Origin of the sequence: Bradyrhizobium manausense (assembly GCF_001440035.1) — a bacterium.
GTDB lineage: Bacteria > Pseudomonadota > Alphaproteobacteria > Rhizobiales > Xanthobacteraceae > Bradyrhizobium > Bradyrhizobium manausense.
The window spans coordinates 131,843-144,858 of record NZ_LJYG01000026.1 but is presented as its reverse complement, the minus strand read 5'-3'; the positions used below and the strand labels follow the sequence as shown (position 1 = coordinate 144,858).

Annotated in this window: 16 protein-coding genes; 5 read left to right on the top strand and 11 right to left on the bottom strand. The window is 63.3% G+C overall.

Annotated features, from left to right (window positions below; all coding sequences use genetic code 11):
* Window positions 1–66 precede the first annotated feature (66 nt).
* The 4 genes from AOQ71_RS05645 to AOQ71_RS05630 all read left to right on the top strand — a co-directional run bounded on the left by AOQ71_RS05645 (window position 67) and on the right by AOQ71_RS05630 (window position 4,060).
* The gene (locus AOQ71_RS05645) at window positions 67–1,548 is read left to right on the top strand and encodes a mannitol dehydrogenase family protein (protein ID WP_057742920.1); all 1,482 of its coding nucleotides are present in this window, start codon (window positions 67–69) and stop codon (window positions 1,546–1,548) included.
* An 89-nt stretch (window positions 1,549–1,637) separates the two neighbouring features.
* A complete protein-coding gene (locus AOQ71_RS05640; protein WP_057742919.1) occupies window positions 1,638–2,045 on the top strand; it encodes a nuclear transport factor 2 family protein in 408 nt (135 codons plus the stop codon).
* A gap of 90 nt (window positions 2,046–2,135) precedes the next feature.
* Complete coding sequence (locus tag AOQ71_RS05635; protein ID WP_057742917.1) at window positions 2,136–2,990, top strand: SDR family oxidoreductase; 855 nt, start codon at window positions 2,136–2,138, stop codon at window positions 2,988–2,990.
* 491 nt (window positions 2,991–3,481) lie between these two features.
* On the top strand, window positions 3,482–4,060 hold the full coding sequence (locus AOQ71_RS05630) for a MarR family winged helix-turn-helix transcriptional regulator (RefSeq protein WP_057743183.1): 579 nt from the start codon (window positions 3,482–3,484) through the stop codon (window positions 4,058–4,060).
* A 13-nt stretch (window positions 4,061–4,073) separates the two neighbouring features.
* Here AOQ71_RS05630 and AOQ71_RS05625 read toward each other — a convergent pair whose 3' ends face one another.
* A complete protein-coding gene (locus AOQ71_RS05625; RefSeq protein WP_057742915.1) occupies window positions 4,074–5,009 on the bottom strand; it encodes a hypothetical protein in 936 nt (311 codons plus the stop codon).
* An 810-nt stretch (window positions 5,010–5,819) separates the two neighbouring features.
* Here AOQ71_RS05625 and AOQ71_RS05620 point away from each other — a divergent pair.
* The gene (locus tag AOQ71_RS05620) at window positions 5,820–6,590 is read left to right on the top strand and encodes a response regulator transcription factor (protein WP_057742913.1); all 771 of its coding nucleotides are present in this window, start codon (window positions 5,820–5,822) and stop codon (window positions 6,588–6,590) included.
* A 114-nt stretch (window positions 6,591–6,704) separates the two neighbouring features.
* Here the strand turns inward: AOQ71_RS05620 and AOQ71_RS05615 are convergent, their stop codons facing one another.
* The 10 genes from AOQ71_RS05615 to flaF all read right to left on the bottom strand — a co-directional run bounded on the left by AOQ71_RS05615 (window position 6,705) and on the right by flaF (window position 12,997).
* Window positions 6,705–7,163: a hypothetical protein gene (locus AOQ71_RS05615; protein ID WP_057742911.1), complete on the bottom strand. Its 459-nt coding sequence runs from the start codon at window positions 7,161–7,163 to the stop codon at window positions 6,705–6,707.
* Entirely contained in the window at window positions 7,160–7,699 is a 540-nt protein-coding gene (locus AOQ71_RS05610) for a flagellar biosynthesis protein FlgN (RefSeq protein ID WP_057742908.1), read from the bottom strand. The genes AOQ71_RS05615 and AOQ71_RS05610 overlap by 4 nt, the downstream gene beginning before the upstream one ends.
* A gap of 44 nt (window positions 7,700–7,743) precedes the next feature.
* The gene (locus AOQ71_RS05605; protein ID WP_057742906.1) at window positions 7,744–8,211 is read right to left on the bottom strand and encodes a rod-binding protein; all 468 of its coding nucleotides are present in this window, start codon (window positions 8,209–8,211) and stop codon (window positions 7,744–7,746) included.
* The gene (locus AOQ71_RS05600; RefSeq protein WP_057742903.1) at window positions 8,208–8,627 is read right to left on the bottom strand and encodes a hypothetical protein; all 420 of its coding nucleotides are present in this window, start codon (window positions 8,625–8,627) and stop codon (window positions 8,208–8,210) included. The genes AOQ71_RS05605 and AOQ71_RS05600 overlap by 4 nt, the downstream gene beginning before the upstream one ends.
* Before the next feature lie 7 nt (window positions 8,628–8,634).
* Window positions 8,635–9,387, bottom strand: coding sequence for a flagellar biosynthesis protein FliR (fliR, locus tag AOQ71_RS05595; protein WP_057742901.1), 753 nt, complete (start codon window positions 9,385–9,387; stop codon window positions 8,635–8,637).
* Window positions 9,384–11,465 carry a flagellar biosynthesis protein FlhA gene (flhA, locus tag AOQ71_RS05590; RefSeq protein ID WP_057742898.1) on the bottom strand — a complete coding sequence of 694 codons (2,082 nt, stop codon included), beginning with the start codon at window positions 11,463–11,465 and terminating at the stop codon, window positions 9,384–9,386. Before flhA ends, fliR begins: the two co-directional genes overlap by 4 nt.
* A 71-nt stretch (window positions 11,466–11,536) precedes the next feature.
* Window positions 11,537–11,803: a flagellar biosynthesis protein FliQ gene (gene fliQ, locus AOQ71_RS05585; protein WP_057742896.1), complete on the bottom strand. Its 267-nt coding sequence runs from the start codon at window positions 11,801–11,803 to the stop codon at window positions 11,537–11,539.
* Window positions 11,804–11,805: 2 nt separating this feature from the next.
* A complete protein-coding gene (gene flgD, locus AOQ71_RS05580; protein WP_057742893.1) occupies window positions 11,806–12,228 on the bottom strand; it encodes a flagellar hook assembly protein FlgD in 423 nt (140 codons plus the stop codon).
* A 14-nt stretch (window positions 12,229–12,242) separates the two neighbouring features.
* Entirely contained in the window at window positions 12,243–12,653 is a 411-nt protein-coding gene (flbT, locus tag AOQ71_RS05575) for a flagellar biosynthesis repressor FlbT (RefSeq protein ID WP_057742891.1), read from the bottom strand.
* A complete protein-coding gene (gene flaF, locus AOQ71_RS05570) occupies window positions 12,653–12,997 on the bottom strand; it encodes a flagellar biosynthesis regulator FlaF (protein WP_057742890.1) in 345 nt (114 codons plus the stop codon). Before flaF ends, flbT begins: the two co-directional genes overlap by 1 nt.
* Window positions 12,998–13,016 lie beyond the last annotated feature (19 nt).

Genomic DNA, 13,016 nt, shown 5'->3' with positions numbered 1-13,016 from the left:
TGGCCTTACCAATTGACCTGATACGGCCGCCATGTCAAGCAGCGGCCAAACCCAGGGGAGACGACCATGCGGCTTGGTCACGCCAATCTCGACCTGTTACCAGCGGCCATCCGCCGCCCGGCCTATGACCGTTCCCTGATCACGCCAGGCATCGTGCATCTTGGTCTCGGCGCGTTTCATCGCGCGCATCAGGCTGTCGCCATCGACGATTGCCTTGCCGCGGCTAGCAACGCATCGGCCAGGTCTTGGGGCATCGTCGGCGCGAGCCTGCGCAGCCCCGATACGCGCGATGCCCTCGCCCCGCAGGATCATCTCTACACGGTCGCCGTGCGCGCCGCCGAGGGCACCGAGCATCGTGTCATCGGCGCATTGCTGGACAGCGTCGTCGCGCGCGAGAAGCCGGCTGCGCTGGTCGAGCGGATGGCCGATCCCGCCATTCGCATCGTGTCGCTGACGGTGACCGAAAAGGGCTATTGCCACACGCCGCAGTCAGGCGATCTTGACGAGCGACACCCCGATGTCGTGCACGACCTCAACGATATCGACGCGCCGCGCTCGGCGCCGGGCTTCATCGTGGCGGCGCTGGCACGGCGGCGGGCGCTGGGCATTGCGCCCTTCACCGTGCTGTGCTGCGACAATCTCGCCGCCAACGGCCACACCGTGCAGCGGATCGTGACGCAATTCGCCGCGCTCCGCTCAAAGGAGCTCGGCAAGTGGATCGCCGCTAACGCCACCTTCCCCTGCACCATGGTCGACCGCATCGTGCCTGAAACGACCCAGGCCGATCGTGATGCGGTCGCAGCAGTGCTCGGAATGCGTGACGCCTGGCCTGTGATGACCGAGCCCTTCACGCAATGGGTGGTCGAGGATCGCTTTGCCTCGGGAAGGCCCGATCTCGCCGCGGCAGGTGTCGAGCTTGTCAGCGACGTCAAGCCGTTCGAGCTGATGAAGCTGCGGCTGCTCAATGCCAGCCATTCAGCGCTCGCCTATCTCGGCTACCTCGCCGGGTACGAGACCATCGCCGACACCATGCAGGATCCACATTTCGCGCGCCTCGCCGCACGGGTGATGGAAGAGGCCGCGGTGACGTTGACGATGCCTGCAGGCACCGATCTTACCGCCTATCGCGCCTCCCTGCTCCAGCGTTTTGCCAATCCGGCGTTGCATCATCGCACCTGGCAGATCGCGATGGACGGCTCGCAAAAGCTGCCGCAGCGCCTGCTCGGGACGATGCAGGATCGTCTCGCCAGGAACCTGCCGATCGCCCCCCATGCGCTCGCGGTGGCCGGCTGGATGCGCTACGTCACCGCGTCCGACGAGCAGGGCCGCGCCATCGACGTGCGCGATCCCTTCGCGGCCGAGCTGGCGGCGCTGGCGCGCGAGGCCGGTCCCGTCGCGGAACGGCTTGCGCCTGCATTGCTCCGCGTCACGAAAGTGTTCGGGCCGCTTGGCGCCGAGCCGCGGCTGCGCGAGGCGGTGACCGCAGCGCTGGGGCGCCTCTACACGGAAGGCGCGCGGCGCGCGGTGGAGATGCTCGTTTCGGCATGACCAGAAACTGGGCAGCGATGCTGCACTGCGTTCAAAGTCGGACTGAAGTCGCGCTTGATTTTTGCCTTCCATTGCCCCACCCGAGAGAGATGGCAAAGGACAGCAAGGTCATCGCCGCGAACGCGGCTTTTTACACCGCTTTTTCGACGGGCGATTTTGACGGCATGAAGCGGATGTGGGCGGACGACGACGCCATCTCCTGCATTCATCCCGGCTGGCCCGCGATCGTCGGCCATGCCACTGTCATCGGCAGCTGGCGCGACATCCTGCAAAATCCTGAGAGGCCGCAGATCGTCTGCGCCGAACCGCAGGCGATCGTCGACGGCGACAGCGCCCGCGTGCTCTGCATCGAGATCGTCGACGGAACCGCGCTGGCTGCCGCCAACCATTTTCGCCGCGTCGGCGACGACTGGCGCATGGTGCATCACCAGTCGAGCCCGATCGCGCAGATTGTCGAGCAGGCTGAGGACGATAGGGCGAGCCACCGGGTGCACTGAGGGCAACCCTCACGCCGGCGTGATGTACTGTGCATGGGGTTGTTTTCAGATTCTTGACGTGATGGCGAGTTCCGACTGCACGGGAGACGCATGCGGCTCTTTATCCTCGGCCTCGGCTATAGCGCCCGGCATTTCGTCCGCAGGTTCGGCGACGGCTTCTCGCATATCGCCGGCACCGTGCGCGATCCCGCCAAGCGGGACGATCTCGCCGGCGTCGAGCTGCATGGCTTTGCCGGCAGCCGCCCGGCTGATGCGACCGTCAATCGCATCCGCGATGCCGATGTTCTCCTGATCTCGATCCCACCTGACAGCAGCGGCGATCCCGCGCTCGCAGCGCTCGGCGATGTGCTGGCAACAGGCCGCCGCAAGGTCGTCTATCTCTCCACCATCGGCGTCTATGGCGATCATGCCGGGGGATGGGTCGACGAGAGCACGCCGCCGCAGTCTTCCCTCGATCGCGCCCGGCTCCGCGTCGCGGCGGAGCAGGCCTGGACCGAGACGACGCAAGGCGATGTTGCGATCCTGCGCCTTGCCGGCATCTACGGTCCCGGCCGCAACGCGCTGGTGACGCTGCGTGGCGGCACCGCCCGCCGCATCATCAAGCCCGGCCAGGTATTCAACCGCATCCATGTCGACGACATCGCGAGCGCCATCATGGCCGCGATCACCCACGCCAGCGGCGGCACCTGGAACGTCTGCGACGACGAGCCCGCACCGCCGCAAGACGTGGTCACCTATGCCGCACAGCTGATGGGCATCGCGCCGCCGGCCGAAGAAGCGTTTGCGACGGCCGAGATGTCGGCGATGGCGCGCAGCTTCTATGCCAGCAGCGCCCGCGTCTCCAATGCGAAATTGAAGCGCGAGCTCGGCGTCACGCTGGCCTATCCGACCTATCGGCACGGTCTCGATGCGCTGTGGCCGGCATCTCCTCGGAGCCGACCTTGATCTTGCGAGCTGCGGCCGGATCATCACCGGCTTGAGGCCGAGACGATCTGCCAGCCAGCCGCCAACCAGCGCGCCCGCGAACTGAATGCCTCCTGACGGCACTCGCGAATTTCCCGGTACGATTTCCGTGCCCGATTTAACCGTGTGGCCGCATTGCGTCGCAACATCCATTAACCGAAAAATCGGGTTCGCCCGCCCCTTGCCCGGGATCGTTGCCGCAGCAACACATGATGTTGCCCGAACACAGCGGGCCCGCACCATTTGACTGAAATTTTCGGATCAGTTGAGCTTTGCAGTTTACTCGAACTTTCTTTGTGACGCTCTAGTTCCACTCCCGAATGTTCCATCTCCAGAACGGAGAAGCGTCTTCCAAGCGCGGCATGTTCTTTTGGTCTCGCGCGAAGCAACGCTAGACGGCTTCATTCCGAACCCGCAGCGATTGCGCCCCCGAACGCTCAATTGAACAAAGCTTGATCCTATCTGGCATCGAAATGAATTTGGCTCGCGAAGCAATCGAATTGTTGGGACAGGTGGCGCGGATCCTGTGGTTCGAAGGCACCAAGCATGGCATGCGGGATCGCGAGTGGATGGCGCTGCGCTTCCTCTTCCGTGCGAATCGGTTCTCACGGACGCCGTCGGCGCTGGCAAGCTATGTCGGCACGACGCGCGGCACCGCCTCCTTCATCATCGGCGAGCTCGAACGCCTCGGTTATGTGGAGCGAACCCGCTCCTCCAAGGACAAGCGCTCGGTCATGCTTAGCGTGACGCAGCAAGGCAAGAAGTTTCTGGCCCGCGATCCGGTCAACGGCCTGGTCGATGCCTTCGCCGTTCTCGACGATGACAGCAAGCTTCGCTTCCGCGACACGTTGCGTCAAGTGCTCGATCAGGCGGATGCCGCCGAACAGCGGCACCACACCGACATCTGCAAGCGATGCATCTTCCTGCGGGAGGATCGCACAGCTTCCGAGAACAAGTCGACGGTCGAGTTCACCTGCCGGCTGTTTCGTGCGCCGATCGCGGAGGCCGAGATCGAGCTGCTATGCACCAGCTTCGAGCATCACCGACAATAGAAGCCTCCGCCGCTCACTTGCGTGCTGAATAGATGACACCGCCGCCGCTGGTTTCCACGACGAGACGGCCGTTCTCGTTCCTGATCTCCTCGATCCGACCGAGATTCGGCACCTGCTGCCCGAGCACGGCCTCGACGACACCGTTCGGGCCCTGCAGGATCGCGATGCCCTCATAGGCCTGGCGAACCGACCAGCCCTTGACCACTTTGCGCGGCGCCGAGCTGCGCTCGACCGGAGCCACCGAGCCCGTGGTCTCCGGCGCGGCCACCGACGCGATCACCGGCATCGCCGGCGACGGCTGCGCGGCGACTTGCACCGGCGCCTGGATTTGGGCCTGGGCGAGCCTGTCGAGCTTCGCCGTCGAAGACGAACTGACTCGCTCGATACGATCCAGATTTTCGGCAAACCGGCCGAAACGATCGCTGGTTGCCTTGCTTGATTGATCGACCGCGGTGCGCAGGCCATCGAGATTCTCTGATACGCCGGACAATTGCTTGCGGAGCTGGGCGACCGTTTCGCGCAGATTCCTGATCTCCGCATTGGCCGTGGCATTGGTCTGGCCCGGCTGCGTGGTGAGATAGGCAATAACGCCGGTGCACGCGCAGACCACCAGGATGGCGGCAATCGCCAGTGTCGCGAGCGGAACGACCCAAGCCGGGCGCGGCGGCGGCGGCTTGGCTACGATCATCGCCGGCTTGATGACGGCAGGCGCAGGCTTTGGTATCGCCATCTTGTCGAGGCGCGCCTTGGCACGAATGCGCTTCAATCCTTCGAGCGCCTCTTTCGCTGCGGCTTCGTCGTTCGACAATGATGCAGGCTTCGCGCCTGCCGCGGGCTTGGCCGTGCGCGTGTTATTATTGGGCTTGGTATCGCGTGTGTCCGGAGCAAGCTTCGCAGCCGCGGTCAAATCCGCAGCTTCAGCGGGACGCGTTTTTCCATCGGACAACATTTGAAAATGCTCCGTTCGTTTTGATCTGTCGAACGAAGCTAGTTGGCGAAGCTTGCCTGAAACGTGCGCGTCAGAACTTTTTCGTCGCGCATGAAGCACAGGCGAGTCTGGCGCATCATGCGTGACTCAAAAGTGCGACTCGAAAGACACACACTCGCCAAGATTTTGCCAAGCTGGAGTCTCGCCGCCATACATGAGTCGAATTGTCGCACGTGAGTCCCCGGCCAGAGGAGTCAATCCCGGGTTGAAAATCCCCGGTATGACGGCTCAGTGACACGACTCAAAATGGCTTTGTTTGTACGGGCATAGGAACTTTATAACCGCTAAGGTGCAAAACTGGTTCGAATTTCAAATCAACTGATGCGTTCGGACATACAAAGAGACAACTGGAAACAAACCAACAGCATCAAGCACACGTAGCAAACGCTTTGTTCCGCACGCTTGATCGGAAATCGGCAATTGTTACGGTCTGTCTTAAGTGATTCTCGCCCGTTGGCGAGGAGATCGACAGAGTTCAGTGGCGTTCGGACGCGATGAGCAACGTAACGCAGCTGTACTACGTCGCTATCTCAATCCGCCCCGCAAGGTGATCTGTAGACACCCGCCGGGCTTCACGCAGTAAGCGTTCAGTATCGAGTCGAAGTAGCAGGCCCACACATGTGGGCACTGAATGCGTAGGGCTGCCCGCGAATATCGAGACCACAATAACGGTTCGCGGGAGGGAATATCGTCAAACAGCATGGCCGCCGAACCGGGGCATCACAACAAACCTCCCGGCTACAGCAAGTGCGAAACAGGGGCGAAAGACTGATGTATATTATCGTTGATGATCGCGAGAGCGTCACGAACAGCTACGTAGGAGGGCTCGTTCGCGAAGGCGTATCGTCGATCGGCTTCTCCTCCGGAGAATTCTGGGACTGGCTGCAATCCGCGAGTGAATCGGACCTTGCAGCCGTCGATGCCTTCCTTCTGGGGGACTGCGATGCCCGCGGAAGCCTGCCGCGGGCGATGCGCAAGCGGTCTGCGGCTCCGATCATCGCAATGAGCGGCCAAAAGATGCTCAAGAATACGCTGGAGCTGTTCGAATCCGGTGTGGACGACGTCGTCCACGTACCGATCCATCTGCGTGAGATCCTCGCCCGAACGGCCGCGATCGCTCGCCGCCGGGTCGGAGAGTTGCCAAGGCCCTGCGAGACCAGGATCCAGGTCTTCTTCAACGGACGTGACCCCGAAATCGCGGGCCACGCCCTGACGCTGCCCCGCCGCGAGCTGCGCATCCTCGAATATATGGTCAGCAACCACGGCAAATGGATCACCAAGACGCAGATCTTCAACGCGGTCTACGGCATCTTTGAATCCACCTTCGACGAGAGCGTGATCGAAAGTCACGTCAGCAAGCTACGCAAAAAGCTCCGCGACCGCCTCGGTTTCGACGCGATCGTGGCCCGCCGCTATGTCGGATACCGGCTCAACATCCCGGCCAACGAGACGATCGACGAGCCGATGCAGGAGTTCGACGAGGTCGGCATCCTCCTGAACCGGGCTCATGCCGCGCCTGCGGCCTACCCGGCCGGCAACTGACGCGGCAAGCCGGCTCGCAAACGACCCCCGGCCCCTGCGGGAAGCTCCCGCAGGGGCCGGTTGTTTTTGACGGCCGGGAGTCGTCAGGCCTGCGCGGTTTCGCGGACCGGCGCACTACGGCTTCTGCTGGAATTCTTCCTTGGAGACGTAGTTGAAGTCCTCGACCAGGACGTCCTGGACGATGTCGGCCTGCATCCGATCGTTGACGCGCTGCTTGATCGCCGAGGTGAGGACGGAGAGATCGTAACGGGCGAGCTTCCTGAAATCGAGCTTGTCGTCAGCGTAGATCCTGCGGAAGGCCTCGTCGACGACGAACGGCTCCGGCGGAACGGTCAGCTGGTGCATGGTCTTCGCCTCAACTGTGTAGACGAAGCGCGCGACGATGTAGCCCTGCACAGCGCCGCCCTCGACCATGGGCACGCTCAGCGCCCGCGTCTTCTGGTATTGCAGCCCTTCAAGATATTCGTCCTTCGCGGGCAGCAGGCTGCCATTTTCCTTCCAATAGGCAACCCCATAGCTCGTCCCCGCGGTGAGGATGCATACCCAGAGCCCGGCCAGCACCAGCTTGATCATTTTCTGTCCTGCGCTGCGCGACCGGTGTACGTGCCATCCGATTCGGCTTCCTTGATCGCCCTGAGGATGATGCTCGCGACCTCACGTACGGCGTCGTAGTGCATTTCGAGGAGAGAGCGGTTTCGCTCGAGCTTCTCGCGCAGCCGCTGAATTTCGTCGGTGATCTCGGTTTCGCTGCCGAGATGCATCCGCGCCCGCATCAGGCGGACGAATTCGAGCATGCTCCGGCTCTTGCGGGCGCTGAAGTCGTCGAAGTCGACCTTCTGTCCGGTGGCGAGCGCGATAGTCTCCTCCTCGACAATGGTTTCGAGCCGGCGAATTGCGACCAGCAATCCGCGGACCTCTTCGGACCGCACCACCTCCAACCTCGCCGCTTCAGGGTCGTCGGGCGTCATGTCGCTGGCGACACGAGGCAGGAGCGCAGGCAACAGAACGTCGCTCGGCGCAGCCTCCGTCACGGCCTCGATGTCGAGGACGTGTTGCTCAATGACCGGCTGCTCCATCACCTGGGCCGTCGCGCCTTGTTCTACCTGCATAGCAAATCCACCCCTCAACTTTCGTCACCCAGGTCCAATATCCATCAGTCCGACTTGCCCGCGGCCTCCGGGCCTGCCGGATGCGCGGCCGCGAGCTGCTTGGCAATTCCGATCCCCTTGCCCTTCGCGAGCTGGGCGCCGAGCTGCTCGGCCAGCATCGATTTCCAGATGCCGCCCGCGGTGCCCTTGCCGAATACTTCGTCAGACTCCTTCGGCAGCATCGTCTCGACGAAGGTCTGGAGAATGAACGCTTCGAACTTGCGATAGACCTCGTCCGGGCCAGGCTTCTTGATCACCTGCACCGGCGGCCCGTTCACCAACCCCGATTGCGCCTCCGTCACACTTGCGGCGGATTGATCGGCCGCCTTGCTGGCCGTCGCATCCATCGTCGCAGCAAAATCGACGCCCGACGATCTCAGCGACTCCAGCTTCGCCGTCGCCATCCGCTGCGTCACCGGATCGGCGGCGTCGAGGACATCAAGAACGAGGTCGGATGTCGGTGTTACGATCATGTCTTGGCCCGGGTGGTTGGCCGCGGCGTCAGATCGCGCGCGGCGGCGTGTATTCCCATCATGTCTTCGAGCGAGCGCTTCTCTGCGGCGCGCAGCTTGTCGGCGAGCGCCGCCCTGGCGACCTCCTCGAGCTGCTTCACACGCCGGGTCTCCGAGCGGACCTTGTCGAGCTGCATCGCGGCGCGTTCCTGCACGGCGCGAGCGCCGACGCTGGTCCTGTTGAGGCGCCGCGCAATCGAATCGCTGGACGATCCGGCCGGCGTTTTGCCTTCGTTCAGCGTTCCCACCAGCCAGGCCTGCTCATCCTGCATGGTCTGCTCCTGTTGCCGCAATTGTGAGAGCTGCCATTCGGACAGCCGGAGCTGAAGCTTGATCAGCGAGACGATTCGACCGAGCTTGTCCGCGCGCGAGGTCATGACCCAATCATCCCGCCAGCCATGACGACAGGCCCAGCATGAATTGCGCCAGCAGCTCGTCGCTGGTGAGATAGAGCAGCAGGAAACCACCGAACAGGACGAATGGCACCGAGACGAAATAGACCGGTATCGCCGGGGTCAGCTTGTTGATGAGACCAACCGAGAAATTGACGATGACGGAATAGACGATGAAGGGGCTGGTGATCCGCAGCGTCAGCACGAACGCGTCGGCGAGACGGCTCACCAGCTGGTTCAGCGCCATCTCGCCGGTCAGCTTCTCGCCGGGATGCCAGACGTCGTAGGAGTTCATCAGCCCGCGCAACACCTGCCAGTGCTGATCAGTCAGGAAGAACAGCGTGGTGACGGCGGCCATGATCAGCGGCACCACGGGCGGCGCCGGATCGGTGTCGCCGACGGGCGTGCCCGGGATGCTGCTGAGCCCGATCGCGCTCGCCATCACGGTGAGCATGGTCTGGAGCGCGAGGAAGAACACACGCCCGCCGAGACCGATGACGCCGCCGACCAGAAGCTCTGTGCCGATCAGCAGCGCCAGCGAAGGGGGCGAGGCGCCGTCGACGAGCGGCTTCAGGATGGCGACAAGAATCGGCGCCAGCGCGAAGGTCGTGACCAGGGCGACGAACAGGCGGATTTGCGGCGGAACGTTCACGCTGGAGTAGCCAGGCACCAGCATCAGGCAGGCGCCGATGCGGCAGAACACGATGAACGTGACGAGCACGTGGTCAGTGAGGCCGATGATCACGAAATGGCTCCGAGCGCCCGGATCTCGGCGCTGCGAGCGACCTCGACATGCGACAGGATCGGCAGGGTCGGGAACACCCGCTCCAAAATCATGCGCACATAGGGTCGGGCCTCCGGCGTCACCGCCAGCACCACACTGGTGCCGTCCTCGGTGAACTTCCGGACCGCGGCGCTGGCTTCGGTCGCGAACTGCTCGATCAGCCGAGGATCGGCGTCGAACTCGACGACGTCACCCTTGGCGTCGCGCTTCAGGCTCTGATGGAACGCGAGATCCCAGCGATTGCCGAGGCGAAGGACGTTGAGCACGCCGTTGTCGGAGAGGTCGCCGCAGATCTGCTGGGCCAGCCGCATCCGCACGTGCTCGGCAACCTGCTCGGAGCGCCGGACATGCGGCGCGATCTCGGCGATCGCCTCGAGGATCAGATGCAGATTCCGGATCGACACCCGCTCACCCAGCAGGATCTTCAGGACCGCCAGCAGGCCGGAATAGGAGATCTGCGACGGGCAGAGATCGTCGACAAGGCGCTTGTATTCGGGTTCGAGTCGGTCGAGCAGTGCGCGCATGTCCTTGTAGGACAGCAGCTGCGACAGATTTGCCCTCAGCACTTCGCTGAGATGCGTGAGCAGCACCGACAAATTGTCGACCGGCTTGCAGCCCTGCCGCTTGACCTCCTCGGTGAAGGCTTCCGTCACCCACAGCGCCTTCATGCCGAAGGCGGGCTCGATCACCTCGTCACCGGGCACATCGGGCTTGCCGTCCTTGTCCACCAGCACCATCACCTCGCCGATGCGGAGTTCGCCATGGGCGACGCGCGTGTCGTGGATCCGGATCTGGTATCCCTTGGGGTCGATCGCCAGATTGTCCGACAGCTTGATCTCGGGGATGACGAAGCCGTACTGCTTGGCGAATTTCTTGCGGATCTTGGCGACGCGGTGGGCAAGCTCGTTGCGCGAGCCGAGCAGGTGAACCGACAGATGGCTGCCGAGCGACAGCTCGACCTCGGCGGTCTTGAGCGATTCCTTGACCGATTCCTTGGCGTCGTTCTGGGCGCGCTCTTCGGCCTTGCGCGCATCCTCCTTCTGCTTCGCGGCCGCCTGCCGCTTCGGCAGCGAGTAGCCGACGAAGGCCATGACGCCGCCCAGAAGCACGAACGGTGCCATCGGCAGCCCCGGCATCAAGGCAAGCACGAACATCATTAAGGAGGCGGCAGACACCGCGCGTGGATAGCCGCCGAGCTGCCGCAGCACCGCCTGCTCCGCCGAGCCTCTGGTGCCGCCCTTGGACACCAGCAGACCCGCCGACAGCGACACGATCAGTGCCGGCATCTGCGTGACCAGACCGTCGCCGACGGAGAGTTTTGTGTAGACGTCGGCGGCGCGAGACAGGGTCAGACCGTGATGAGTGACACCGATGATGATGCCGCCGAAAATGTTGATCGCCGTGATGATCAGGCCGGCGATGGCATCGCCGCGCACGAATTTCGAGGCACCGTCCATCGCGCCGAAGAAGGAGCTCTCCTCTTCGAGCTCGCGGCGCCGGCGTTGGGCTTCCTTGTCATCGATCAGGCCTGCAGAGAGGTCCGCGTCGATCGCCATCTGCTTGCCGGGGATGGCGTCCAGGGTGAAGCGCGCGCCGACTTCGGCGATACGCGTTGCGCCCTTGGTGATCACGACGAAATTCACCGTGACCAGGATCGCGAAAATGATCAATCCGATGACGAAGTCGCCGCCCATGACGAACTTCGAGAAGCCGGCGACGACGTGGCCGGCAGCGGTCTCGCCCTCTCCGCCGCGCGACAGGATCAGGCGGGTGGTTGCGACGTTGAGTGCGAGCCGCAGGATCGTCGCGATGAGGAGCACGGTCGGGAAGGCGGAAAAATCGAGCGGCCGCTGGATCCACAACGCGACCATCAGGATCAGCGCCGCCAGGGCGATCGAAAAAGCGAGGCCGAGGTCGATCAGGATGGGAGGGATCGGCAGGAACAGGATCGTGAGCATGGTCACGATACCGCCAGCGAAGACGGCGTCCGCGCCGAAGCGTCGCGGATTCGGCAGGCTAGCAGCTAACGTATCGGCCATAGGTCACCGAGCAGCAGGGTCCGCCCTGCAATCTGCCCCGCAAAGCTTACGCGAGGGTGGTGGCCGGCGGATCAGAAGCCGTGCTCGATCCGCGCATAGACCATCTCGGTGAAGGTGGAGAGATGGGCGCCGATGAAGGAGCCGGAGATGGCCACGACCACCAGGATGACGATGATCTTCGGAACGAAGGTCAGCGTCGCCTCCTGGATCTGGGTCAGGGCCTGGATCAGCGCAATGACGATGCCGACCAGCATCGCCGCGCCGACGGCGGGTCCGCAGGCAACGAGGATGGTCCAGATCGCCGCCTGGACGAGGTCGAGGGCGTCCCGCTCGTTCATGGTTAGTTGCTGATCGTCAGACCGGGGCCGACCGCCACCTTGGTGCCGTCCTGGAGGGTCGCGACGGAGCCGTTGCTGTTGATCGAGATCGAAGCGACCTTGCCGGTGAACGTCGCTCCGGTCGAGTCGGTGAAGCTGACATTCTTTCCGATCAGCCCGTCCGCCTGCGACAGCGACTGGGAGGACAGCAGCGCATCCAGCTTCGTGTTGGTTTGCATGGCCTGCTCGACCGTCGACAGCTGGGCAAACTGACTCATGTATTGTGACGTATCCGTCGGATTGGTCGGATCCTGGTTTTTCATCTCGGCGATGAGGAGCTGGAGGAAGGTGTTGTAGTCGACTCCGCTGCTTGACGGCGTCGAGCTGGACGAGGTCGAGCTGGTCGAATTGGTGCTCGTGGTATCGGTCGCGCTGGGAACGTTCATGGGCCTCTCCGCTGTCAGGCAGCCTTGAATGGAGATTTGGTGGTGGTGCCGGCCAGGATCGCCTCCTCGAGAGGGAACAGCGCCCGGATCCGCTTGAGCGCCTCGAAGTAGCGGGTTCCGCCGACCATCTCGTCGATCGCGGCGAGCCCGTCCAGCATCTCGCGGTTCTCACAAACGGCCAGCAGGGCCGCGTGGTGCTGCCCATAGAGGGAGGCGGCGGCGCCGACATCCGTCGGGTTCATCAGCATGAGCTGAACGATGAAATAAAGCTGGCGCATCGCCGTGGTGGCGTCGGCAGCCTGCATCACCTGCCCTTCCAGCAGGAACATCACATCATTGACGAGCTCGAGCGAGACCTTGCGGTCCACGCGCAACACCGCGCCGTTGATGTAGACCCGTTCGCCCGCTCGCAAGGAGATCTTCATTAAAGCGCGTCTCGTATCAGGCGGTTGATTTCGACGAGCTGCGCCACGTCGTTCGATCTTTCCTCGCGAAGGCGATCGGCTTCCTTGACGACCCACAGGCCGATCGAGATGATGTCGGCGCGCAGCTGCTCGGGCAGGCCGTTCTCGGGATGTGCCAGATCCTCGATGAAGATGGTCCACAGCCGCCGGACATAGAGCAGGCTCTGAACCTGATCCTCAATGCTGAAACACTCCCGCTGGAGCCGCTCCAGCCGGTCGATGCCGAGGCTGAGCGCCTGGCGCTCCCGCCCTCGCGCCTCATGGCCGCTGTCTTCAACGACCGTCTCATAGGCTTCAAAAGTCATCCGTAATACTCTGCGCAGG

What these genes read in the sequence shown, in the direction of transcription:
- AOQ71_RS05645 (WP_057742920.1), top strand. Translation starts at nt 67, where the DNA reads ATGCGGCTTGGTCACGCCAATCTCGACCTGTTACCAGCGGCCATCCGC.
- AOQ71_RS05640 (WP_057742919.1), top strand. Translation starts at nt 1,638, where the DNA reads ATGGCAAAGGACAGCAAGGTCATCGCCGCGAACGCGGCTTTTTACACC.
- AOQ71_RS05635 (WP_057742917.1), top strand. Translation starts at nt 2,136, where the DNA reads ATGCGGCTCTTTATCCTCGGCCTCGGCTATAGCGCCCGGCATTTCGTC.
- AOQ71_RS05630 (WP_057743183.1), top strand. Translation starts at nt 3,482, where the DNA reads ATGAATTTGGCTCGCGAAGCAATCGAATTGTTGGGACAGGTGGCGCGG.
- AOQ71_RS05625 (WP_057742915.1), bottom strand. Translation starts at nt 5,009, where the DNA reads ATGTTGTCCGATGGAAAAACGCGTCCCGCTGAAGCTGCGGATTTGACC.
- AOQ71_RS05620 (WP_057742913.1), top strand. Translation starts at nt 5,820, where the DNA reads ATGTATATTATCGTTGATGATCGCGAGAGCGTCACGAACAGCTACGTA.
- AOQ71_RS05615 (WP_057742911.1), bottom strand. Translation starts at nt 7,163, where the DNA reads ATGATCAAGCTGGTGCTGGCCGGGCTCTGGGTATGCATCCTCACCGCG.
- AOQ71_RS05610 (WP_057742908.1), bottom strand. Translation starts at nt 7,699, where the DNA reads ATGCAGGTAGAACAAGGCGCGACGGCCCAGGTGATGGAGCAGCCGGTC.
- AOQ71_RS05605 (WP_057742906.1), bottom strand. Translation starts at nt 8,211, where the DNA reads ATGATCGTAACACCGACATCCGACCTCGTTCTTGATGTCCTCGACGCC.
- AOQ71_RS05600 (WP_057742903.1), bottom strand. Translation starts at nt 8,627, where the DNA reads ATGACCTCGCGCGCGGACAAGCTCGGTCGAATCGTCTCGCTGATCAAG.
- flhA (WP_057742898.1), bottom strand. Translation starts at nt 11,465, where the DNA reads ATGGCCGATACGTTAGCTGCTAGCCTGCCGAATCCGCGACGCTTCGGC.
- fliQ (WP_057742896.1), bottom strand. Translation starts at nt 11,803, where the DNA reads ATGAACGAGCGGGACGCCCTCGACCTCGTCCAGGCGGCGATCTGGACC.
- flgD (WP_057742893.1), bottom strand. Translation starts at nt 12,228, where the DNA reads ATGAACGTTCCCAGCGCGACCGATACCACGAGCACCAATTCGACCAGC.
- flbT (WP_057742891.1), bottom strand. Translation starts at nt 12,653, where the DNA reads ATGAAGATCTCCTTGCGAGCGGGCGAACGGGTCTACATCAACGGCGCG.
- flaF (WP_057742890.1), bottom strand. Translation starts at nt 12,997, where the DNA reads ATGACTTTTGAAGCCTATGAGACGGTCGTTGAAGACAGCGGCCATGAG.